We start from the raw sequence: 20,997 nt of genomic DNA, 5'->3' as shown, positions 1-20,997 counted from the left end.
GAGCTCCATGACCTACCTCGTCACCGGTGCCACCGGCGCAGTCGGCCGCCACGTCGTCACCTCGCTCCTGGAGCGCGGAGCCCACGTGCGGGCTCTCACCCGTTCGGCCTCGCATGCCCGATTCGCCCGCGAGGTCGAGGTGGTGGAGGGCGACCTGACCCGCCTCGACACGATCGTCCCGGCGTTGGAGGGTGTAGCCGGAGTCCACCTCATCGACACTGCCGACTCCGACTACACCCCGCTCCGCAACGGCCCCGAGCTGGTCAAGCTCCTCGCGGGCCGCAAGGTGACGTTGCTCAGCAGCTGGGGTGAGGGCACCCTCGAGCCGGCCCTGCGCGCGAGCGACCTCGACTGGACCTACGTCCAGCCCACCGAGTTCATGTCGAACGCGCTGGCCTGGGCGCCGTCCGTACGGCTGAGCAACCGCATCGAGGAGCCGTTCGCCGCGACCAAGACGGTCATGGTGCACGAGGCCGACATCGGCGCGGTGATCGCCCATGTGCTGACCTCGGATGGCCACACCGGCAAGACGTACGGCCTGACCGGCGGCGAACGGCTCGACATCCCCACCAAGGTGCGGATCCTCGGCGAGGCGATCGGGCGCGAGATCGAGTTCGTGGAGTTGTCGATCGAGCAGATGCGCGTCAAGTACGCCGCGCAGGGGGTGCCCGAGGAGATGATCGACTTCCAGATCAGGGTCTTCGGCGACGTCGATCCTGACGCCTACCAGCCCAGCTCGACCGTCGCGGACCTGCTCGGCCGTACGCCCCTGACCTTCGCGCAGTGGGCGGCCGAGCACGCTGAGGCGTTCAGGCCGGAATACAGCCCGGCTCGGTGAACGTCACCTTCTCCTTCGGGAGACGGTCGAGGAGTTCGACCGTCTCCAGGGCGTGCGAGGCGATCACGTGGCCGTTCCTGTTCTCCTCGGCATAGCCCAGGTAGCGGTAGGTCTCGGGCTCGAAGATGAGGGTGGTGCCCTCCGCGGTGCGCACGCCCACACCGGCGCGCCCCAGAGCGTCGGTCATCGACGGCTTCACCGTCACGCCCTCCATCTCGGAGATCAGGGCGAACAGCGACGCCCGCAGGCTGGGCCGTACGACCGACTTGTCGATCAGGTTCTGAAGCGTGTACGACATGCGGAGATGCGGCTCGGCGGGGTGTGCGGCCGCCGCCTGCCGTACCCTCTCGCGGAGCGACGCCACGTCGGTGGGCCAGCTCGCCAGATCGGCGTAGGTGGTGCGCCGTTTCCTGTCGAAACTCTCCGAGCAGAGCTTCATCAGGGTGATCTGGTCGCCCTGGCGCAACATGAACGCGCCGGAGCTGTCGGCGGGCGACCAGGCCTCGCGCACCTCGTCCTGCATCCTCACCGGTTCGCCCGAGGCGTCGGGGGCGGCGAAGATCGCCGACCGATCGCGCGCCACCGTGTGGACGACCTGGTCGGCGCGCGGGTTCAGGTCGGGCTCCGCCGCGGCCGTCCGCGCCGCGCGGGCCAGCAGATCCTGCGCGCTGGCCGGCGCCGGGTCCGCGACGACCTGCACGACCACGAACCCCACCGCCAGCGCGGCGGCCAGCCCTCCGGCGACGGCGAACCTCACACTCGCCCGGCCGCGCCTCACGCCCGCCTCGCCGTGTCTCGTGCCCGCCTCCTCGCGTCTCACGCCCGCCCGGCCGTGTCTCGCGCCGTGCATGCCGTTCAGCAGCCTGGCCCTGGCCGGGGCCAGGTCCTGGCGGTCGGCCACGGGCACCTCGGCCCACATCGTCTTCAGGTCGTCCATCACACGTCTCCCAACGTCTCGCGGATCTTGGTGCGGGCGCGGTTGAGCCGGGACCGTACGGTTCCCACCGGAATGTCGAGCGCCCGCGCCACCTCCTCGTAGGTGAGCTCCGCCCAGGCGACGAGCAGGAGCACGTCCCGGTCGGCGCGCTTGAGCTTCAGCAGCGCCGCGGCCAGGGGCCGGTTGACGGCCAGCGTGTTGACCCCGTCCTCCACCGGAGGCACGCCAGGGTGCACACCGCTGCGCACGTAGGCCTGGTAGAGGTTGAGCTCGCTACGTTTGCGCTTGCCGATCACATTCGACGCGATGCCGTACAACCAGGGCCGCGCATCGGGACGCGAGCGGTCATACCGGTCGCGATGCTTGAACGCCGCCAGGAAGGTGTCGGCGACCACGTCCTCGGCCGCGTCGGGCCCTAACCGGCGTACGGCATAGCGGTGCAGAAGCGGTGCGTGCCGGTCGAACAGGGCGGCGAAGAGCTCGGGGTCACGGAGTGACTCCTGGATGAGGGTCGCGTCGTCGGATTGGTCGACTTCGCGGGTGATGGTCATGCATATGAGCCCTTCTCAGTGGGTCAGCGGACATCGTTACTTACCGCCGCGTGACGAAAAGGTTCATAGCGGAAAGGCAGCGGCCCTCCCCGGGACCGGAGAGGGCCGCTGTCGAGAAGGCCTGGCCTCGCTTCGAGGTCGAGAAGGATCGGCCTCGCTTCGAGATCGAGAAGGCCTGGCCTCGCTTCGAGGTTCAGAAGGACTGGCCTCGCTTCGAGACAGGCCCTAGTCGAGCCCGCGGCGCTTGAGCAGCGGCGCGATCTGCGGGTCGCGGCCGCGGAAGTTGCGGAACGCCTGCAGTGCGTCCATGCTGCCGCCGACCGACAGCAGCGTCTTGCGGAAGTGGTCGCCGTTCTCCCGCTTGAGCCCGCCGTTCTCCTTGAACCACTCCACGCTCTCGGCGTCGAGCACCTCGCTCCAGATGTAGGAGTAGTAGCCCGCGCTGTAGCCGGTGATGTCGGAGAAGATGTGCAGGAAGTAGTTCGTCCGGTAACGCGTGCGCACCAGCGGGAAGTCGACCCCGGCCTCACGCAGGGCCTCGTCCTCGAACGCGCGGCCGTCGGCGACGGTCTGGCCGGTGCCGAGCTTGTGCCAGGCCCAGTCGAGCAGCGTCGCCTTGAGGTACTCCAGTGTCGCGAAACCCTGGTTGAACTGCTCGGCGGCCTTCATCTTCTCGACGAGCCCGGCCGGCATCGGCTCGCCCGTCTCGTGGTGCTTGGCGTAGTTCGTGAGGATCTCCGGCCAGGTCGCCCACATCTCGTTGACCTGCGACGGGTACTCCACGAAGTCGCGCGGCACGTTGGTGCCCTCGACACGCGGGAAGCGCACCTGCGAGAACAGACCGTGCAGGGCGTGGCCGAACTCGTGGAAAGCGGTGTTGACCTCGTCGAAGGTCAGCAGCGTCGGGCCGCTGACCGGCTTGGTGAGGTTCAGGTTGTTCATCACCACGGGCCGCTCGTCGCGCAGGAACGACTGATCGACCAGGTTGTTCATCCACGCGCCGCCGCGCTTGGTGGGCCGGGCGTACGGGTCCAGCAGGAACAGGCCGATCGGCGAGCCGTCCTCGTTGGACACCTCCCAGATCCGGCAGTCGGGGTGATACCCCTTCAGCTCGGGACGCTCGGAGAAGGTGATGCCGAACAGCTTGGTCGCGGCGTAGAACACACCGTCGTCGAACACCCGGTTCAGCTCGAAGTACGGCTTCATCGCCGAGGCGTCGAAGTCGTAGGTGGCCTGGCGCACCTTCTCCGCGTAGAACGACCAGTCCCACGGCTGGATCTCGTGCCCGGCCTGCTCGGCCAGCGCCGCGGCCTCCTTCTTGGCATTCCGTACGGCGGGGCCGACCAGCTGTGCCAGCATCTCCTCGACCGCGTCGACGGTCTTGGCCGTCTGGTCGGCGACGATCAGCGCGGCGTGGTTGGGATACCCGAGGAGGTTCGCCCGCTCGATGCGGATCTGGGCGATCTTCGGCGCGAGGTCGAAGTTCTGCGGCGCCCGCTCGACGCTCAGGGTGTACAGCTTCTCGCGGGTCGCCCGGTTGGTGAGCTGCGCGAGCTTCGGCTGGTTGGTGTAGTTGAGCAGCGGCAGGACGAAGGTGCCGTCCTCCTGCTTGATCGCGTCGATCTCGGCCTGGTCGAGGCCGTCGAGGTCACCCGCATCGCTGGTGACGAAGGCCGACTCGGTCGTCGCCTTGAGCACGTTCTGCCCGAACTCCGTGGCCAGCTCGGCCAGCTGGGAGTTCAGCCCCTTGAGCCGTGCCTGCTCCTCCTCGGTCAGGTCGGCGCCGGCCTTGATGAAGTCGGTCCTGTAACGCTCCAGCAGCCACGCCTCCTCGGCGTCGTCCGTGGCGACCTGCTTGATGCGCGCCCACAGCGCGCGGTTGAGCCTGATCTCGTCGCTGTGCTGGGCGAACTTCGGCGCGAACTCCTTCTCCAGCTCGCGGATCGCGTCGGAGGCGTCGGAGGAGGCGAGGCTGTAGAAGACCGTGGCGACCCGGGCGAGAATACGTCCGGCCTGCTCCAGGGCCACGATGGTGTTGTCGAAAGTGGGCGGCTCGGGGTTGTTCGCGATCGCGTCGACCTCGGCCAGGTGCTCGGCCATGCCACGCTCGAACGCGGGCCGGAAGTGCTCCTCGCGGATGTTGGCGAAGTCAGGCAGCTGGTACGGCAGGGCACTGGGTGCGAAGAACGGGTTGTCGGTCAACGCTCGGGCTCCTCACGGGGTGATTTTGTCCTGTCTAGCTTGGCATGTCGGGGGTTGTGCAATGGCACTGGGACAGCGGTTCGGCAATCGTTTTGGCGATGAAGGCGGAACTGGGCTATTGTTTGGGACGTCGCCAGTGAGCCCCAAGGGGTTCGCCGCGATGGGGTATGGTGTAATTGGCAACACGACTGATTCTGGTTCAGTTATTCTAGGTTCGAGTCCTGGTACCCCAGCTCTGGAGCGGATGATCTGTAGATCATCCGCTTTTCTGCATTTCCGGGGATGTTTGAGAGCCTTGGCACTCAGTTTGGTTGTGCTCCACGGGGTGCGGTAGAGTTACCAGCGCTGCCGGGGAAACCCGGCACGTCGCTTGTGACAGGGTCCCGTCGTCTAGTGGCCCAGGACGCCGCCCTCTCAAGGCGGTAGCGCCGGTTCGAATCCGGTCGGGACTACCACTGTCACAATCGCGAGCGGTCCCGTCGTCTAGTGGCCTAGGACGCCGCCCTCTCAAGGCGGTAGCGCCGGTTCGAATCCGGTCGGGACTACTCCTCAGCCCCTCTTCACGAGGGGCTTTCTCATTTCCGGGGCACAGCTCCCTACAAGGCCCAGTCGCCCCTTCCCGGGCACGGCCCCTTCACTCCTTCTGTCCCGGCACCACCAGCCCACTCTCATAGGCCAACACCACCGCCTGGGTCCTGTCGCGCAGCCCGAGCTTGTTCAGCACCCGGCTCACATGCGTCTTGACCGTCTCCTCCGTCACCACCAGCCGGTCGGCGATCTCCGGATTCGACAACCCCTCGGCCACCAGGCGTAGCACCTGCGTCTCACGCGGGGTCAGCCCTTCAAGCACCACCGGATTCGCCCTCGGCTTGAGCTGGGCGAACTCACGGATCAACCGCTTGGTGACCCCAGGCGCCAGCAGCGCCTCGCCCGCCGCGATCACTCTCACCGCGTCGAACAGCCGCTCCGCGGTGACGTCCTTCAGCAGGAACCCGCTCGCACCGGCCTTGAGCGCGTCATACACATACTCGTCGAGATCGAACGTGGTGAGGATCAGCACGTACGGCCCCGCCGGCCCGGCCATGAGGCGACGGGTGGCCTCGATGCCATCCATACCGGGCATACGCACATCCATCAGGACGACGTCGGGCTCCAGCTCCTTGCTGAGCCGTACAGCCTCTGCACCGTCGGCGGCGGTGCCCACGACGGTGAAGTCGGGCTGCGTGCCGAGAAGCTCGGCGAAGCCGGTGCGCACCACCAGGTGATCGTCGGCGACGATGATCCGCACGCTCCCGCTCCCTGTCGTCATTCGGCGGCCCTGGGAAGGATCGCTTCGACCATGAACCCGCCACCGGGCGCCGCCCCGGCCCGGAACCGCCCACCCACGGCCGCCACCCGCTCCTTCATACCGGACAAACCGTGCCCGGCGACCGGGAGCACGGGGGTTTCCACGATCAGCGACGCCCGACGCCGCCCCAAGAAGCGCCCCCATCCACCTGCCTCCTCCTGCCCACCGCCGCGCACCCCCGCCCAAGCAGCACCAGCCAGTCGCCCACCCCCTGTCCTGCCGTAGCTCCCACCTAGCCCGCCGCCGCGCGTCCCGTCGCGCCTTCCGCCACCCGGCCCGCCCGTCCTCCCACCTGGCCCGCCGCCGTGCGTCCCCCCGCCGGCTCTGCCGTACGCCCCCCCGTCTGCCCCGTCGTGCGTCCTGTCCGCGAGCAGCCACTCGTCGACATCCCCACCCCCGACAGACCGCCGCGCCCCCTGCGCCGTGCCCGGCCCGTTGTCCCTGACCCGCACCCGCAGCGCCTCCGCCGAATACGCCAGCTCCACATCGACCGCGGCCCCCGGCGCATGCCGCCGGGCATTCGTCAGCGCCTCCTGAACGATGCGATAAGCCGCCAACTCCACCCCCGGATCGAACACCTCCGGCGTCCCGCTGAGGACGAGCCGCACCACCGTCCCAGAAGCCTCCCGCGCCTCGTCGAGCAGCGCGTTCAGCTCATGCAGCCGCAACCCCGGCTGCGGCCGGCGCTCCGCCGTCTCGGCCTCGGCGTCCTCGCGCAGCACGCCCAGCACCCGCCGCATCTCCGTCAGCGCGGCCCGCGCGGTGTTCCCGATGGCCAGCAGCCGCTCGGCCCCGGCGTCGGGCATGCCCGGCGTGGCCAGGCGCGCGGTTTCCGCCTGGACGGCCACCATCGAGATGTGGTGCGCCACGACGTCGTGCAGCTCTCGGGCGATCCTCGCCCGTTCACCGCGCGCCGTGTGAGCGAGCAGCGAGTCTTCCACGACCTGCCGGGTGGCGGCCGAGGCCAGCGTCTGGGCGTGGGCCCGCTGTGCGATGCCCGCCAGTGCCGCGGTCGGCGCCATCGACGCCAGGACCAGTACGGCCAGCGACCCTTCTCCCGAGGGTTCGGAAGCCGCCATCACCAGGGCGAGCACCGGGAAGGGCGCGGCCAGCACCACGGCCGCCAACGGGGAGCCCCTACGTCCGAGCCGGTACTCCGAGATCAGCAACGCGGCCGCCGCGGCAAGGGTCAGGGTGTGGAACGCCGTGAGCGACACCACCACCGTCGCCGTGACGATCACTGCCCCCGGCAGGGCCCGGAGCAGCAGGAGCGGCAGCGTGGCCGCTAGGGCGAGCAGCGGGAAGACGAGAAAGTACAGCGCGTTGTCGGGCGGGTGCGGCGACACGGCCGGAGTGATCGTCCCGACGGGCACGGTCTCGCTGATCCCGCCCACCAGGCTGGGCAGTCGGGTGTCGCGCGCGTCGAGGAGCGACTCGGCCACCGCGAGCAGCACCAGCAGCACCCCTGCTACGACGGGCGCGCGCGGGGCGGCTGCGATGCGCCGCGCCCACTCGACCCACCGATTCACACAGGTCATTGTGCAGGCCAGAGCCCTGCCGGGGCATCCCTCACGTGAGGGATCCTGCCTCCCTTACGTAAGGGAGGCCGAAGATGGCTCCCACGCGGGACGCCCTGGTACGCCCAAGCTCCCTAATCTGCCTGGCATGGATGCGACCATCGAAGTCTCCGGGCTGCGCAAGCGGTTCGGGCAGGTCCTCGCCCTCGACGGGATGTCCTTCACCGTACGGCCGGGCCAGGTGACCGGGTTCGTCGGCCCCAACGGAGCCGGCAAATCCACCACGATGCGGGTGATCCTCGGGCTCGACACCGCCGACGAGGGCACCGCACTGGTCGGCGGCATGCCGTACCCCAAGCTCAGAAACCCGCTGAGCGAGGTCGGAGCGCTGCTCGACGCTGGCGCTCTCCAACCGAGCCGGACGGCACGCAACCACCTGCTGTGGCTGGCCCACTCCCAGGGGCTGTCGGCCAAGCGTGTCGACGAGGTCGCCGAGCTGATGGGGCTGGGCGGCGCCATCCGGCGCAGGGCGGGCGGCTATTCGCTGGGCATGAGGCAGCGGCTCGGCATCGCCGCGGCGCTGCTGGGTGATCCGGCGGTGCTGATGCTCGACGAGCCGTTCAACGGGCTCGACCCCGAGGGGATCCTGTGGGTGCGCGGATTCCTGCGTTCGCTGGCTCGCGAGGGGCGGGCGGTCCTGGTGTCGAGCCATCTCATGAGCGAGTTGCAGGACACCGCCGAGCATCTCGTGGTCGTGGGGCGCGGGCAGGTGGTCGCCGACACCGCCGTGTCGCGGCTGATCGCGGCGGCGTCCAACGGGCGCGTCACGCTGCGCACACCGTCGCGCGAGTCGGCCATGGAGACCCTGTCGCCCGCCGGAGCGATCGTCACCGTCACCGGGCCCGACACCTTGGTGATCGAAGGCATGGAAGCCGAGCGGGTCGTCAGTCTGCTGACCCGCGACGCGGTGCCGTTCGCCGAGGTGAGCGCCCATCGCGCCACCCTCGAAGAGGCCTACATGGACCTGACGCGCGCGTCCGTCGAGTTCCACGGAGGTGCGGGGAGATGACGACCACCACCCGCCCGCGCTCCCAGGCGCGCGCCGCACGCGACGGCTTCGCCCAACTGCTTCGCGCCGAGTGGACCAAGTTCCGCACCGTCCGCGGCTGGACCATCGGCCTGGTCGTGGCATTGCTGGTGATCCCCGCCTTCGGCCTGCTCTTCGCGGCCAACTCCTTCAGCTCGTGCATGCAGGGCACGAAAGAGGTGGCCTGCCCGGTTCCTCCGACCGGGCCCGGCGGAGAGGCGGTGAACGACAAGTTCTTCTTCGTACACCAGCCGCTCACCGGCGACGGCACGATCACCGCCCGCGTCGCGTCGCTCTCCGGCACGATCACCTACCCGCCTCCCAACCACGACAAGATCGTCCCCGGCAACACACCCTGGGCCAAGGCCGGCCTCATGATCAAGGAAGGCCTTGAGCAGGGTTCGTCCTACGCGGCGGTGATGGTCACGGCCAAGCACGGCGTCCGCATGCAGCACGACTTCACCGAAGACGCCGCGGGGAGCGCCTCGGCGCCCGGCGGCCGATGGCTGAAACTGAGCCGCAGCGGCGACACGATCACCGGCAGCGAGTCCGCCGACGGCCGCACCTGGAGCACCGTGAGCACCGTTCGCATGGACGACCTCCCCGACACGGTGCAGATCGGCCTCTTCGTCGCGTCGCCCGACGACATGACGCTCACCGGCAACTCCCTCGGCGGAAGCATCTCCACATCCCGCCTCGCGAACGCCACCGCCACCTTCGACAACGTCACCCCCTCCGCCACGGGCGAGTGGACGCGGACCGACGTCGGCGTCACCCTCGGACCCGACGGACACACGCCCCATCGCCCGGGCGAGGCCACCCAGTCGGGCGACACCTTCACCGTCACCGGCAACGGCGACATCGCGCCGGTCACCGCCGATGGTGTGCGCTACTCCAGCATCCTCACCGGCACGCTCGCCGCAATGATCGCGGTCACGGTGGTGGCCGTCATGTACATCACGGCGGAGTACCGCCGCGGAATGATCGCCATCACCATGCTCGCCAGCCCGAGGCGGCACCGAGCGATCGCCGCCAAGGCCGTCGTGATCGGCTCCGTCACCCTCGCCGGAGCGCTGGTCGCCACCGTTGCCACGATCGCCGTGTCCCTGCCGATCCTGCGCGACAACGGCAACTTCATCCTGCCGATCTCGTTTCTCACCCAGGCCCGCATCGTGGGCGGCACCGCGGCGCTGCTGGCCGTGACGGCGGTGTTCGCGCTCGGCCTCGGGGTGATCTTCCGGCGCAGCGCGGCGGCGATCGTCACCACGTTCGCACTGATCGTCCTGCCGTACATCCTGGCGACGACCTCACTGCTTCCGACAGGCCCGGCGCAGTGGCTGCTGCGCCTGACTCCTGCTGCCGCCTTCGCCGTCCAGCAGAGCATGCCCAGCTACCCCCACGTCCTCACATCCGAGTCGCCGCTCGAGGGCTACTTCCCCCTGCCCGCCTGGGCCGGGTTCGGGGTGCTCTGCATCTACGCGGCGCTCGCCCTGGGCGTGGCGATCCACCGGCTCCGATCCCGAGACGTGTGAGCGATGACGTCTGAGTCGGGACGTGCGAGCGATGACGCCTGAGCCGAGGGGAGCCACGATGAGGCGCGAACTGCACGCCGAGTGGACCAAGATGCGCACGGTGGCGGGTCCAGCATGGTTGCTACTGGGTGTGGCGCTACTGACGGTGGCCGTGGGCGCGGCGGCGAGCGCCGTCATGACCTGCCCGTTCGGTCAGTGCTCCTACGACCCCGCCCGGATCAGCCTCAGCGGCGTGCAGCTGAGCCAGGCTTTGGTCGCCCTCCTGGCCATCGCGGTGGTCAGCGGCGAATACAGCACCGGGCTGATCCAGACCACCCTGACGGCGATGCCTACCCGCGGAAGGGTGCTCGCGGCCAAGGCGATCCTCGTCACGGGCACGACCCTGGCCGCGGGGACGGCCGGGGTCCTGGGCTCGATCCTCGCGGCGCGGCTCATCCTGCCCGACACCGGATACACCTTCGTCCACGGATACGCGCTGCCGTCCCTCACCCACGGCCCCAGCCTGCGCGCCGCCGTCGGCTCGGTGCTGTACCTGGGGCTGATCGCCCTGCTCAGCGTCGGAATCGCGGCAGCGGTCCGCGACACCGCGGCCGCCACCGGGAGCGTGCTGGCGGTGCTCTACGTGCCGAGCCTCCTGGTCTTGATCAGCAACCCGGACATGAAGGAGTGGATCTTCAGGCTCGCGCCCACCAACGCCGGGCTGACGATCCAGGCGACGACCGACCTGGCGGCGTTTCCCATCAGCCCTTGGGGAGGGCTGGGGGTGTTCGCCGCCTGGGCGACCGCCGCCATCGCGCTGGGCCGCTGGCTCTTACGACACCGCGACGCCTGACAAGCACAAGCCCGCCAGCCCCGGCGTCCGGGGGAGCACACCAGGCTTGGTCTCTGAGGGAGCACACCAGGCTTGGTCTCCGAAAGAGCACCCCAGAGTCGGCCTCCGAGGGAGCACCCCAGAGCCGATCTCCGAGAGAGCACCTCAGGCCCGATCTCCGAGGGGACACGCCAGGGCGGGTCTCCAAGGGGGGCGGCGGCTCACCAGCGCCCGAAGCCCGCCCTAACGCTGGCTCCGGGCACCAGCCGGGCTCTAGTGGCCGGTGGCCGAGCGGGTCTTGAACAACGCCCGCTTGGCGGCCTTGGCGACCTGCTTGTCCGGGTGCACCTGCGAGATGAGGTCCAGAAGCTCCTCCACATGCGCGTGAGGAATCTTCCAAACCACCTCCAGCAGGTTGTTCAGCAGATCAGGCCCGATGTCCCTCAAGCTGCTCACGAACTCCGAGCGGCCGAGCCCCGCGGAGATGGTCCACATGTCCAAGATGAGCCAGTGAGTGTCGTCCTGCGTCGGCTCGGGAGCGTCGGCCACGCCGAGCTGGGTGAGGTGGGTGGCGGCGTACGGCCGGAGCGAGGGCTCGGAGAGCGCCGCCTTCCACGCGGGGGTGGCTGCCTCGCCGAGAGCCCCCACGACGGAGGCGGCCTGCACACGGATGAGGGCGTCCGCCGGGTCGGCGGTGGCGGCCTCGAGCAGTTCCGAGGCGGCCTTGGCGGGATCGCGGAGCTCCATCCAGGCCGCGAGCTCGGCGTCGGCCTCCTCCTCCGGCAGATCGGCGCTCAGGGCCAGCAGGTCGAGGGCGTTCATCGAGTCGATGGCCGGTCGTGCGTCGACCTCGATGTCGGCGTCGTCGATCAGGTGCACCACACCGTCGACACCGAGAGGGGTGAGCACCAGGGAGGTGCCCGACACGACGGCCATGCCGTACCCCACGAGCCAGTCGATGACGGGCGCGAGCGGGTCGCCGTACAACGAGGTGGCGGCGGCCCACGCGTCGGGGCCGAGCTCGTCGAGGTCGGCGGCGGCCGCCTCGAGGTCGGTGCGCAGGTTTGCGAGCTCCAGGGAGCCGCCGGCGAGCAGCAGGCGCACGAGCACCCCGCGGGTCAGCCCCGTGAGGACGAGCGTGAGGTCCTCGTCGGGCAGCTCCGGGTCGGCGTAGTCGACCGACTGCAGGCCGAGCGCCCAGGCGTCGAGCACGTCCTCGTCGTCGTCGAAGGGCCAGTCGGCGGTGTCGGTGCGCACGCTGACCGTGTCGTCGTCGCCCGGCTCGAGGAACTCCAGATCGACGGCGAGGTTCCAGATGTTCCACAACTGCGGCACGGCCTGGGCGAGCGGCCCGGCGGCGGAGGGCCGGGGCAGGCCGACGACAGACAGGGCCTCCTCGACCTCGGCGTCGGTCAGCAGGCTCTCCTCGCCGACCTGCCGCGACGGCCCGACCCACAGCGCCAGGTCGCGCGCCTTGGCGAGCAGAGGTACGGCACGCGCGGCGTCGGCCAGCTCGGCGTCGGGGCGCAGGCGGATGGTGTCGAGCTCGGCGAGCTCGTCGGCGAACAGCTCGAAGTCACCGAGGTCGGCGATCTCCTCCTCGTCGTCGCCCTCGGAGGGGGAATCGGAGTCGATCAGGTCTTCCATCGCGTCGACGAAGTCGTCCTCGAGGGCGAGCAGCTCCGAGCGCAGCCGGTCGAAAGAGTCGGCGCGCTGGTGCATTCTGCCGGTCTGGGACAGGAAGGTCAGGTAGGCCTCCAAGGCCTGGATCAGGCCGTCGGCGGCGGCATCGGGGTCGTCGACGACCGTGGGCATGCGCTCGAGCAGCAGCTCACGCAGGGTGTCGGCCTTCCAGATGCCGGCGTCGTCGGAGAAAGCCAACCGGTGCCACAGCACGGCGGGGCCGACGAGTTCAGGCGCGATGTCGGGCTCGTTGGTGCGGGCCCAGACGATGAACTCCTCGAGCAGGGGTCGCAGCTCAGTGGCGGCTACCTCGATGCGATCTGTCACCCGACCAGGCTAGTGCGCCTGAGAGGGCGCTCGCTTCGGGAAATCGTCAGCAATGCCGCGTCCGCCCGGCCTAAGGGCTGGTTGGCGGGGTGCCACGGGGGTGGCAGGGGCGGGGGAGCGACTTTGCGGGAGGGGGCGGGGGAGCGGCTTTGTGAGAGGGGTGGAGGCGGAGAGTCCGCGTGGGAGGTGGAAGCGGCCCGGGGTGGGGGGTTGGCTCGGCAGGCGGGTGCTACGCCGAGGTAGGGAGTCGGCTCGGCAGGTGGGAACGGCGCGGAGGTAGGGAGGTGAGAGCGGCCCAGGGGTGGGGAGCCGGCGGGGAGCCGGGTGGGGAGGCGGGGAAGTTGGGGAGTCGGCTGGGGAGCATGGGGGTGGGGAGCTGGCTCGCGAGGTAGGCGGGCGCGGCGCGGCGTCGGGTCGGTGAGGGTGTGGGCTTGCGAGGGGCAGGACCTGGCCATGCGGCGAGGGTGTGGGCGGACCGGCGTCGTCGGCGGTCCCGCGTCACAGCGCGTAGACGGAACTCGCGTCCCTCAAGGCGGCTGGCCTCGAGACGGCTGGCCTCAAGGCGACTGGCCTCGAGACGGGTGGGCTCGAGACGGCTGGCCTCGAGACGGCTGGCCTCGAGACGACCGCCCTCAAGACGACCGCCGCATGGCCTCCGTGATCCGCTCCGCCGCCGACATCACCGGCACCGCGTGCAGCCGTCCCGGCGTCCTCGTCAACCGCTCTATCGGCCCGGAAACCGACACCGCCGCGATCACCTTCCCCCCAGCCCCCCGGATGGGCGCCGACACGCTGGCCACCCCGTTCTCCCGCTCACCCACGCTGTGCGCCCATCCGCGCCGCCGTACCGATGCGAGCGTGGCGGCGGTGAACTTGGCCCCCCGCAACCCCCGGTGCAGCCGGTCGGGCTCCTCCCATGCGAGCAGGATCTGGGCCGCAGACCCCGCGCTCATGGGAAGCGCGGAGCCGACGGGCACGGTGTCACGGAGTCCGCTGGCCCGTTCGGCGGCGGCCACGCACACCCTCTCGTCGCCCTGGCGCCGGTAGAGCTGGGCGCTCTCCCCGGTCAGGTCGCGCAACTGGGTCAGCACGGGGGAGGCCACGGCCAGCAGCCGGTCCTCGCCGGCCGCCGTGGACAACTCGGAAAGGCGGGGCCCGAGCACGAAGCGGCCTTGGGTGTCTCGCGATACGAAACGGTGAAATTCCAGGGCGACGGCCAGCCGATGCGCTGTGGGCCTGGCCAAACCGGTCGCCTGGACCAGTTGCGCGAGCGAGGCTGGGCCCGCTTCGAGGGCGTTCAGCACCAAAACGGCCTTGTCGAGTACTCCGACTCCGCTAGAGTTGTCCATGTACCGATACTGCCGTCTCAGCATACGAGAAAGCAAGTCGGTGGGTCCCTGCGACCTGCAAAAGGGCGGAAGGCAAGGGCGCTGACCGGAATTCCCGGCAGGTCGCGATCGAAGGAGGAGAACATGGGCCGCACACTGGCGGAGAAGGTCTGGGAGCAACACGTCGTTCGACGTGCCGAGGGCGAACCCGACCTGCTCTTCATCGACCTGCACCTCATTCACGAGGTCACCAGCCCCCAGGCCTTCGACGGCCTGCGCATGGCCGGTCGGAAGGTGCGGCGCCCCGATCTCACCATCGCCACCGAGGACCACAACGTTCCCACGGTGCTCGGCCCGATCGAGGACCCGGTCTCCAAGACGCAGGTCGAGACGCTGCGCAAGAACGCCGCCGAGTTCGGCGTCCGGCTGCATCCGATGGGTGACGCCGGCCAGGGCGTGGTGCACATCATCGGGCCGCAGTTCGGCCTGACCCAGCCCGGCATGACGATCGTCTGCGGTGACTCGCACACCTCCACCCACGGCGCGTTCGGCGGCATCGCGTTCGGCATCGGCACCTCCGAGGTCGAGCACGTGCTGGCGACCCAGACGCTGCCCGCCTACCGCCCGAAAACGATGGCCATCGAGGTCAAGGGCGACCTGCCCGCGGGCGTCACGGCCAAGGACCTGATCCTGGCGATCATCGCCAAGATCGGCACGGGCGGCGGCCAGGGCTACATCGTGGAGTACCGCGGCGAGGCCATCCGCAAGCTCTCCATGGAGGGCCGGATGACCATCTGCAACATGTCCATCGAGGCCGGCGCCAGGGCGGGCATGATCGCCCCCGACGAGACCACCTTCGCCTACCTGAAGGGCCGCGCCCACGCGCCCCAGGGCGACGACTGGGACAAGGCGGTCGAGCACTGGAAGACGCTGCGCACCGACGACGACGCGGTCTTCGACCGGGTCGTGGAGATCGAAGCGGCCGAGCTCAGCCCATTCGTGACGTGGGGGACCAACCCCGGCCAGGGCGCCCCGCTGAACACCCCGATCCCGTCGCCGCGCAACAGCGAGGACGAGCGGGCCCTGCAGTACATGGGGCTGACGGCGGGCACCCCGCTGAGCGACATCCAGGTCGACACGGTGTTCGTGGGTTCGTGCACCAACGGCCGCATCGAGGACCTGCGGGCGGTCGCCGACATCCTCAAGGGCCGGCAGGTCAAGGCCCGCACGCTGATCGTGCCTGGCTCGATGCTGGTCAAGCTGGAGGCCGAGAAGGAGGGCCTCGACAAGGTCTTCATCGAGGCGGGTGCCGAGTGGCGCCAGGCCGGGTGCTCGATGTGCCTGGGCATGAACCCCGACACGTTGCAGCCGGGGGAGCGCAGCGCCTCCACCTCCAACCGCAACTTCGAGGGCAGGCAGGGCAAGGGTGGCCGCACGCACCTGGTGTCACCGCAGGTCGCGGCGGCGACCGCCGTCACCGGAAAGCTGACCGCACCGGCAGACCTCTGACGAGGCCCGTACGGCACAGCGAAGCCGATTGGCCTTCGAAGAGGAGACCCGTACGGCACAGCGAAGCCGATCGGCCTCCCAGGAAAGCCCGGAACGGCCGAGCGACAGCCGACCGCCCCTGACCACGCCCTGCCCAGGAGAAGAGACCACGACATGGACGCATTCACCACCCACACCGGCACAGCGGTGCCCCTGCGCCGCAGCAACGTCGACACCGACCAGATCATCCCCGCCGTCTGGCTCAAGCAGGTCAGCCGTACCGGCTTCGAGAAGGGGCTGTTCTCCGCCTGGCGCGAGGACCCGGCCTTCGTCCTCAACCAGGACACCTACGCCGGCGCCACGATCCTGCTGGCCGGCCCCGACTTCGGCACCGGTTCCAGTCGCGAGCACGCCGTCTGGGCGATCCAGCAGTACGGCTTCCGCGCCGTGATCGCCGCCAGGTTCGGCGACATCTTCCGCAACAACTCCACCAAGATGGGCCTCCTGCCGGTCATCCTCGACGAGAAGGTCGTCGAGCACCTGCACGATCTGGTCGAGGCCGACCCCTCCACGGAGATCACCGTCGACCTGGACAAGCGCGAGGTCAGGGTCGCCGGCGAGGCCCACTCTTTCGAGATCGACGACTACACCCGCTGGCGCCTGATGGAGGGCCTCGACGACATCGGCCTGACCCTGCGTCACGCCGACGACATCGCCACGTACGAGAATGGTCGGCAGTCATGGCTGCCGACGACCGTCTAGACGAGCATCTAGAAGAAGACGATCTGGCGCGGCGGTTGCGCGATGCGCACCGCCGCGTCCGCCTGCTCACGCCCGCGCAGCAGCGGCGTTTTCTGGCGATCTGCGACCTCGCCAAGCGTGATCCCGGCCGGGCGGGAGCCCGGCTCGACGCCTTCCTGGCTGATCTTCCCGACACGCCACGCAGTCAAGAAAACGCGCTTGGTGATTGAGTTCCCCAGCAATCGGCCTTAATTTCGAGCGCGTAAGGGGTTTCTACGTGGACGTCTGTGCTGGAACCCCGCGCCAATTCAGGGGGATAGATGAACAAGCGGGAACTCGTCGACGCCATCGCGCCGAAGGTGGGCGACAAGAAGACGGCCACTGAGGCCGTCAACGCGATTCTCGAGGCGATTCAGGGTGCCGTGGCGAGCGGTGACAAGGTCTCGATCACCGGCTTCGGCGCGTTCGAGATGGTTCACAAGCCGGCTCGCACGGCGAGGAACCCTTCCACCGGCGCCGAGATCAAGGTCGCCGAGAGCTGGGCGCCCAAGTTCCGTCCCGGCTCCGACTTCAAGGAGCTGGTGAACGCCGGCGGCAAGAAGGCTTCCAAGAAGAAGTAACGATTCACCCAGGAAACGGCCTCCGCGTATGCGGGGGCCGTTTTCTATTCCGGGACCGGAAAAGTCGACAGCGTCACATAGCTGATCTCTTCGCCGGTCAGCACGAGATTGACCCGCTGTCCCGAACGCAGCAGCCGCAGCGGCCCCGCGTCAAAGGCGCGGGTGCCGAATTCCAGCACCGTGCCGTCGTCGAGGAAGACCGTCCCGCTGCGGGTGGCCGGATCGAAGGTTCGCACCGTTCCCTGCACGGGTCCCAGCGTAATCGGGTTGACCCCGCCGCCACAGCCACGCAGGATCGATCTTCATGGTCGCCCAGGAGAGCTTGTGGAGGAATGCGGCCTACCGCCGCTATCTCGGCGCCGACGTGCTGAGCCAGTTCGGCACCCAGGTCACGCTGGTCGCCCTCCCTCTGGTCGCCCTGATCACCCTCGACGCGACGCCGTTCCAGCTGGGCCTGCTCACCGCGGTGGAGATGATCCCGTTCCTGCTGGTGGGCCTGCCCGCGGGCGTCTGGGTGGACCGTATGCGGCGGCGGCCGATCCTCATCGTCACCGATCTGGTGCGCGCGGCCGCGCTGGGCAGCGTCCCGCTGGCGGCGGTGCTGGGCCACCTGACCCTGCCCCACCTGTACGTGGTGGCGTTGGTCGTGGGCGTCTGCGCGGTCTTCTTCGACGTCGCCCACATGAGCTTCCTGCCGTCGATCATCGACAAGGGAGTCCTGGCCAAGGCCATCGGCATGCTGGAGAGCCTGCGCAGCGTCGCGGGCGTGGCGGGGCCGGGCGTGGGCGGCGCGATGGTGCAGATCCTGACCGCGCCCATCGCCCTGGCGGCCGACGCGTTGAGCTACCTGGCGTCGGCGTTCCTGCTCAGAGGCCTGAAGGCCGCCGAGAAGGTCAGGCCCGCCCAGGAGCGGCGCAGCCTCAGGGCCGAACTGCTGGAGGGCATCCGCTACGTGCTCGGCCACCCGATCCTGCGCCGGGTGGCCATGGTCGGTGGCCTCAACATGCTCGCCAACGGCTTCTGGGCCGTCGTGCAGCCGCTCTTCCTGATCGACGAGATCGGGGTCAGCGCCGCCGTCTACGGGCTGATCGTCTCCACGTACGGCATCGGCGGCGTGGTCGGCGCCCTGATCGCCCCCAAGGTCGTGGAGCGGTTCGGCCTCGGCAGGGCCATGTACGGCGGGGCGCTGCTGGCGATGGTCTTCCCGCTGATCATCCCGTTCTCGGGGCCGGGCTGGCAGCTGGCGCTCTACCCTCTGGGCACCCTGACCTGGCTGATCGCCGCGGTCGTCTTCAACGTCGGCCAGGCCAGCTACCGCCAGGCGGTCACGCCCGACCATCTGCGGGGCCGCATGAACGCCAGCATGCGCTTCCTGATGTGGAGCATGATGCCGATCGGCAGCGTGCTGGCCGGCCTGCTCGCGGAGTCGCTGCCGATCTCCACGATGCTCTGGATCACCTGCCTGATCGTCACCGCGGCCCACCTGCCGATCACGCTCCACCTGCCCACGCGCGACCTGAAACTATGAGCCGCCCGGGCCACGGCACAGGCGGTCAGCGCACCGGCCACCGTCCGGCCCGCTCCAGCTCCCCGACCACCGCGGCGGTGTGCCGTCCGAGCCCGAGCCCGATGGCCGCGGCCAGGTCGTCGGGCGTGTCGACGTCGCGGCGCACCGAGTCGATGCCGTCGAGCGCCAGTTCCTTCGCCCCTCCCGCCAGGTGCCTGGCCCTCGACTCGCCGCCGAAGCGCGGGGTGAACGGCACGCCGGGCCGTACGCCGTAGAAGGTCGTGCCCACCTCCAGCGCGTCGGGCACGAACCCCTGCTCGAAGTCCTGCTCCAGCACCCGTGCCAGCTCGGAGGGGCGCAGCGCGGGCAGGTCGGCCTGCAGGGCGCCCACCGGATCGTCCGGCGCCAGCCGTACGGCATGGGCGGCTCCGGTGCGCAGTGCGGTGTTGAGCCCGCGGTCCGGGTCGTGGACCACCACGGCCCCGAGCTCGCCCAGCGGCCCCGCGGCCAGGGGATCGGCGGTGACGACGATGACCCGCGCCACGCCGGGGCAGGAGAGGGCGGCGGAAGCCGTGTCGCAGGCGACGGCGACGGCCAGGCGCTCGCGATGCGGCCCCAGCGCGGCTGCCAGCCGGGTCTTCGCGGCGACCAGGGTCTTCACCGGGATGACCAGGGACCAGCGGTTGCTCATAGAGTTAACTATCGCGGCTCAACGTCGTGTGTGAACATTGGGGCGCAATCCGTGCGTTTGTTGGAGGAAAGTCCGTGAGTCGTCCCAACCGACCGACCCGCTTCTGGGAGTGGCTGGCCGTAGTGATCGTCAAGCCGCTCTCGCGGCTGCTGGTGAAGAAGGACTGGCGCCACGGCGAGCGGGTGCCCCGGCAGGGCGGGCTGATCATCGCGGCGAACCACCTGTCGTGGTCGGATCCGGTGCTGATCTCGCACTTCCTCTACAACAACGGCCGCTGGCCGGTCATCCTGGCCAAGTCGGGCCTGTTCGAGGTGCCGGTGCTGCGGGTGGCGGTCAAGGCGCTGCTGGCGATCCCCGTCTACCGGGGCAGCACCGACGCGGCCAAGTCGCTCGACATCTCGCGTGAGCGGCTCAGGAACGGCGCAGCCGTGCTGTTCTACCCCGAGGGCACCTGCACCCGCGACCCCGAGCTGTGGCCCATGCAGGGCAAGACCGGCGTGGCGCGGCTGGCGCTGGAGACCGGCGCGAAGGTCATCCCCGTGGCCCACTGGGGCGCGCAGGAGCTGCTGCCGTACGGCTCGTCGAAGCCCAAGCCGTTCCCTCGCAAGACCTTCGCGGTCTCGGTGGGCGAGCCGGTCGACCTGTCGAAGTACGAAGGCCAGCCGATGCGCGGCAAGGTGCTCAAGGAGGCCACCAACGACATCATGATGGCCATCACCCACCAGCTGGCCGAGCTGCGCGGCGAGAAGGCGCCGGAGAAGCCGTGGGAGCCCTCCGATGACTAGGGCCGCGGTGTTCGGAGCCGGATCGTGGGGCACGGCCTTCGCGATGATCCTGGAGAAGGCCGGCACGGAGACGGTCATCCAGGGGCGTCGCGCCGAGATCGTCGAGGCGATCAACGAGCGGCACGAGAACCCCGACTACCTGCCCGGCGTCAAGTTGCCCGACACGCTGCGCGCCACCACCGACGCCGCCGAGGCGCTCCAGGGCGCCGACTTCGTCGTGCTGGCCGTACCTTCGCAGACGTTGCGCGAGAACCTCACGGCGTGGAAGCCGCACCTGCCCGAGGGGGCGGTGCTGGTCAGCCTGATGAAGGGCATCGAGCTGGGCACCACCAAGCGGATGAGCGAGGTCATCGCGGAGGTGGCGGAGCTGCCCGCCGAGCAGGTGGCCGTCGTCTCGGGGCCGAACCTCGTCGGCGAGATCGTCCGCGGCCAGCCGTCCGCGACCGTGGTGTCGTGCGTCGACGAGCAGGTGATGGACCGGCTGCAGCAGGCCTGCCACGTGCCGCCGTGGTTCCGCGCCTACACCAATCCCGACGTGGTCGGCGTGGAGCTCGGGGGCGCGATCAAGAACGTGATCGCGCTGGCGATCGGTGTCGCCCAGGGCATGGGCATGGGCGACAACGTCAGCGCGCTCATGATGACGCGCGGCTTGGCCGAGATCTCGCGTCTGGGCGCGGCGCTCGGGGCCGACCCGCACACCTTCGCGGGGCTGGCGGGCATGGGCGACCTCATCGCCAGCTGCAACTCGCCGCTGGCGCGCAACCGCACCTTCGGCGAGAAGCTGGGCCGCGGCATGACGCTGGAGGAGGCCATCGCCTCCACCAAGCAGACCGTCGAGGGCGTCAAGTCCGCGGAATCGGTGCTGGAGCTGGCACGCAAGCACGATGTGGAGATGCCGATCACCGAGGTGGTCGTCGGAGTGGTGCACGACGGGATGGCTCCGGCGGAAGCGGGCGTGTTGCTCATGTCGCGCTCACCCAAGCCTGAGCGGTATGGCGTGTAGA

20 protein-coding genes and 3 tRNA genes are annotated in these 20,997 nt (G+C 69.6%); 14 read left to right on the top strand and 9 right to left on the bottom strand.

Features of this window, described 5'->3' with window-relative positions; all coding sequences use genetic code 11:
- Positions 1–7 precede the first annotated feature (7 nt).
- Positions 8–838, top strand: coding sequence for an SDR family oxidoreductase (locus tag HNR30_RS26780; protein ID WP_181612756.1), 831 nt, complete (start codon positions 8–10; stop codon positions 836–838).
- Here the strand turns inward: HNR30_RS26780 and HNR30_RS26775 are convergent.
- From HNR30_RS26775 to HNR30_RS26765, 3 genes are all read right to left on the bottom strand, one after another.
- Complete coding sequence (locus HNR30_RS26775) at positions 810–1,775, bottom strand: CU044_5270 family protein (protein WP_181612755.1); 966 nt, start codon at positions 1,773–1,775, stop codon at positions 810–812. The genes HNR30_RS26780 and HNR30_RS26775 overlap by 29 nt on opposite strands.
- A complete protein-coding gene (locus tag HNR30_RS26770) occupies positions 1,775–2,326 on the bottom strand; it encodes an RNA polymerase sigma factor (protein WP_181612754.1) in 552 nt (183 codons plus the stop codon). Before HNR30_RS26770 ends, HNR30_RS26775 begins: the two co-directional genes overlap by 1 nt.
- 225 nt (positions 2,327–2,551) lie before the next feature.
- Entirely contained in the window at positions 2,552–4,528 is a 1,977-nt protein-coding gene (locus tag HNR30_RS26765) for a M3 family metallopeptidase (protein ID WP_181612753.1), read from the bottom strand.
- 161 nt (positions 4,529–4,689) lie between these two features.
- Between HNR30_RS26765 and HNR30_RS26760 the strand changes: the two genes are divergently transcribed.
- The 3 genes from HNR30_RS26760 to HNR30_RS26750 all read left to right on the top strand — a co-directional run bounded on the left by HNR30_RS26760 (position 4,690) and on the right by HNR30_RS26750 (position 5,073).
- A tRNA-Gln gene (locus HNR30_RS26760) sits at positions 4,690–4,761 on the top strand.
- A 146-nt stretch (positions 4,762–4,907) separates the two neighbouring features.
- Positions 4,908–4,983: transfer RNA gene (locus HNR30_RS26755), tRNA-Glu, on the top strand.
- Positions 4,984–5,000: 17 nt separating this feature from the next.
- Positions 5,001–5,073 (top strand) — tRNA-Glu (locus HNR30_RS26750).
- Between the two features lie 89 nt (positions 5,074–5,162).
- Here the strand turns inward: HNR30_RS26750 and HNR30_RS26745 are convergent.
- Positions 5,163–5,837 carry a response regulator gene (locus HNR30_RS26745; protein WP_181612752.1) on the bottom strand — a complete coding sequence of 225 codons (675 nt, stop codon included), beginning with the start codon at positions 5,835–5,837 and terminating at the stop codon, positions 5,163–5,165.
- Complete coding sequence (locus HNR30_RS49470) at positions 5,834–7,405, bottom strand: sensor histidine kinase (RefSeq protein WP_220134002.1); 1,572 nt, start codon at positions 7,403–7,405, stop codon at positions 5,834–5,836. Before HNR30_RS49470 ends, HNR30_RS26745 begins: the two co-directional genes overlap by 4 nt.
- A 136-nt stretch (positions 7,406–7,541) precedes the next feature.
- On the opposite strand from HNR30_RS49470, the gene HNR30_RS26735 reads away from it, so the two are divergent.
- From HNR30_RS26735 to HNR30_RS26725, 3 genes are read left to right on the top strand one after another with little or no spacing between them, the layout of a single operon-like run.
- Positions 7,542–8,462, top strand: coding sequence for an ATP-binding cassette domain-containing protein (locus HNR30_RS26735; RefSeq protein WP_181612751.1), 921 nt, complete (start codon positions 7,542–7,544; stop codon positions 8,460–8,462).
- Positions 8,459–10,012: an ABC transporter permease subunit gene (locus tag HNR30_RS26730; RefSeq protein WP_181612750.1), complete on the top strand. Its 1,554-nt coding sequence runs from the start codon at positions 8,459–8,461 to the stop codon at positions 10,010–10,012. The genes HNR30_RS26735 and HNR30_RS26730 overlap by 4 nt, the downstream gene beginning before the upstream one ends.
- 58 nt (positions 10,013–10,070) lie before the next feature.
- The gene (locus tag HNR30_RS26725; protein WP_181612749.1) at positions 10,071–10,844 is read left to right on the top strand and encodes an ABC transporter permease; all 774 of its coding nucleotides are present in this window, start codon (positions 10,071–10,073) and stop codon (positions 10,842–10,844) included.
- Between the two features lie 252 nt (positions 10,845–11,096).
- Here the strand turns inward: HNR30_RS26725 and HNR30_RS26720 are convergent, their stop codons facing one another.
- Both HNR30_RS26720 and HNR30_RS26715 read right to left on the bottom strand, forming a co-directional pair.
- Positions 11,097–12,833, bottom strand: coding sequence for a hypothetical protein (locus HNR30_RS26720; RefSeq protein WP_181612748.1), 1,737 nt, complete (start codon positions 12,831–12,833; stop codon positions 11,097–11,099).
- Between the two features lie 632 nt (positions 12,834–13,465).
- Entirely contained in the window at positions 13,466–14,182 is a 717-nt protein-coding gene (locus HNR30_RS26715; RefSeq protein ID WP_181612747.1) for an IclR family transcriptional regulator, read from the bottom strand.
- 123 nt (positions 14,183–14,305) lie between these two features.
- On the opposite strand from HNR30_RS26715, the gene leuC reads away from it, so the two are divergent.
- The 4 genes from leuC to HNR30_RS26695 all read left to right on the top strand — a co-directional run bounded on the left by leuC (position 14,306) and on the right by HNR30_RS26695 (position 17,010).
- Complete coding sequence (gene leuC / locus HNR30_RS26710) at positions 14,306–15,670, top strand: 3-isopropylmalate dehydratase large subunit (protein ID WP_181612746.1); 1,365 nt, start codon at positions 14,306–14,308, stop codon at positions 15,668–15,670.
- A gap of 153 nt (positions 15,671–15,823) precedes the next feature.
- The gene (leuD, locus tag HNR30_RS26705) at positions 15,824–16,411 is read left to right on the top strand and encodes a 3-isopropylmalate dehydratase small subunit (protein WP_181612745.1); all 588 of its coding nucleotides are present in this window, start codon (positions 15,824–15,826) and stop codon (positions 16,409–16,411) included.
- Positions 16,390–16,620, top strand: a complete 231-nt coding sequence (locus HNR30_RS26700) for an SCO5555 family protein (RefSeq protein ID WP_181612744.1) — start codon at positions 16,390–16,392, stop codon at positions 16,618–16,620. Before leuD ends, HNR30_RS26700 begins: the two co-directional genes overlap by 22 nt.
- A 90-nt stretch (positions 16,621–16,710) precedes the next feature.
- Positions 16,711–17,010, top strand: coding sequence for an HU family DNA-binding protein (locus HNR30_RS26695; RefSeq protein ID WP_181612743.1), 300 nt, complete (start codon positions 16,711–16,713; stop codon positions 17,008–17,010).
- A 44-nt stretch (positions 17,011–17,054) separates the two neighbouring features.
- Here the strand turns inward: HNR30_RS26695 and HNR30_RS26690 are convergent, their stop codons facing one another.
- Positions 17,055–17,258, bottom strand: a complete 204-nt coding sequence (locus tag HNR30_RS26690) for a hypothetical protein (protein ID WP_181612742.1) — start codon at positions 17,256–17,258, stop codon at positions 17,055–17,057.
- A gap of 56 nt (positions 17,259–17,314) precedes the next feature.
- Here HNR30_RS26690 and HNR30_RS26685 point away from each other — a divergent pair, with 56 nt between their 5' ends.
- Complete coding sequence (locus HNR30_RS26685) at positions 17,315–18,538, top strand: MFS transporter (RefSeq protein ID WP_181612741.1); 1,224 nt, start codon at positions 17,315–17,317, stop codon at positions 18,536–18,538.
- A 25-nt stretch (positions 18,539–18,563) separates the two neighbouring features.
- Here HNR30_RS26685 and cofC read toward each other — a convergent pair whose 3' ends face one another.
- Positions 18,564–19,208 carry a 2-phospho-L-lactate guanylyltransferase gene (cofC, locus tag HNR30_RS26680; protein WP_181612740.1) on the bottom strand — a complete coding sequence of 215 codons (645 nt, stop codon included), beginning with the start codon at positions 19,206–19,208 and terminating at the stop codon, positions 18,564–18,566.
- 74 nt (positions 19,209–19,282) lie between these two features.
- Between cofC and HNR30_RS26675 the strand changes: the two genes are divergently transcribed.
- Both HNR30_RS26675 and HNR30_RS26670 read left to right on the top strand, forming a co-directional pair.
- Positions 19,283–19,993, top strand: coding sequence for a lysophospholipid acyltransferase family protein (locus HNR30_RS26675; RefSeq protein ID WP_181612739.1), 711 nt, complete (start codon positions 19,283–19,285; stop codon positions 19,991–19,993).
- A complete protein-coding gene (locus HNR30_RS26670) occupies positions 19,986–20,996 on the top strand; it encodes an NAD(P)H-dependent glycerol-3-phosphate dehydrogenase (RefSeq protein ID WP_181612738.1) in 1,011 nt (336 codons plus the stop codon). Before HNR30_RS26675 ends, HNR30_RS26670 begins: the two co-directional genes overlap by 8 nt.
- Position 20,997: the final 1 nt, after the last annotated feature.

The sequence above is a fragment of the Nonomuraea soli genome (assembly GCF_013761175.1).
GTDB lineage: Bacteria > Actinomycetota > Actinomycetes > Streptosporangiales > Streptosporangiaceae > Nonomuraea > Nonomuraea soli.
This window is presented reverse-complemented; position numbering and strand designations above follow the sequence as displayed.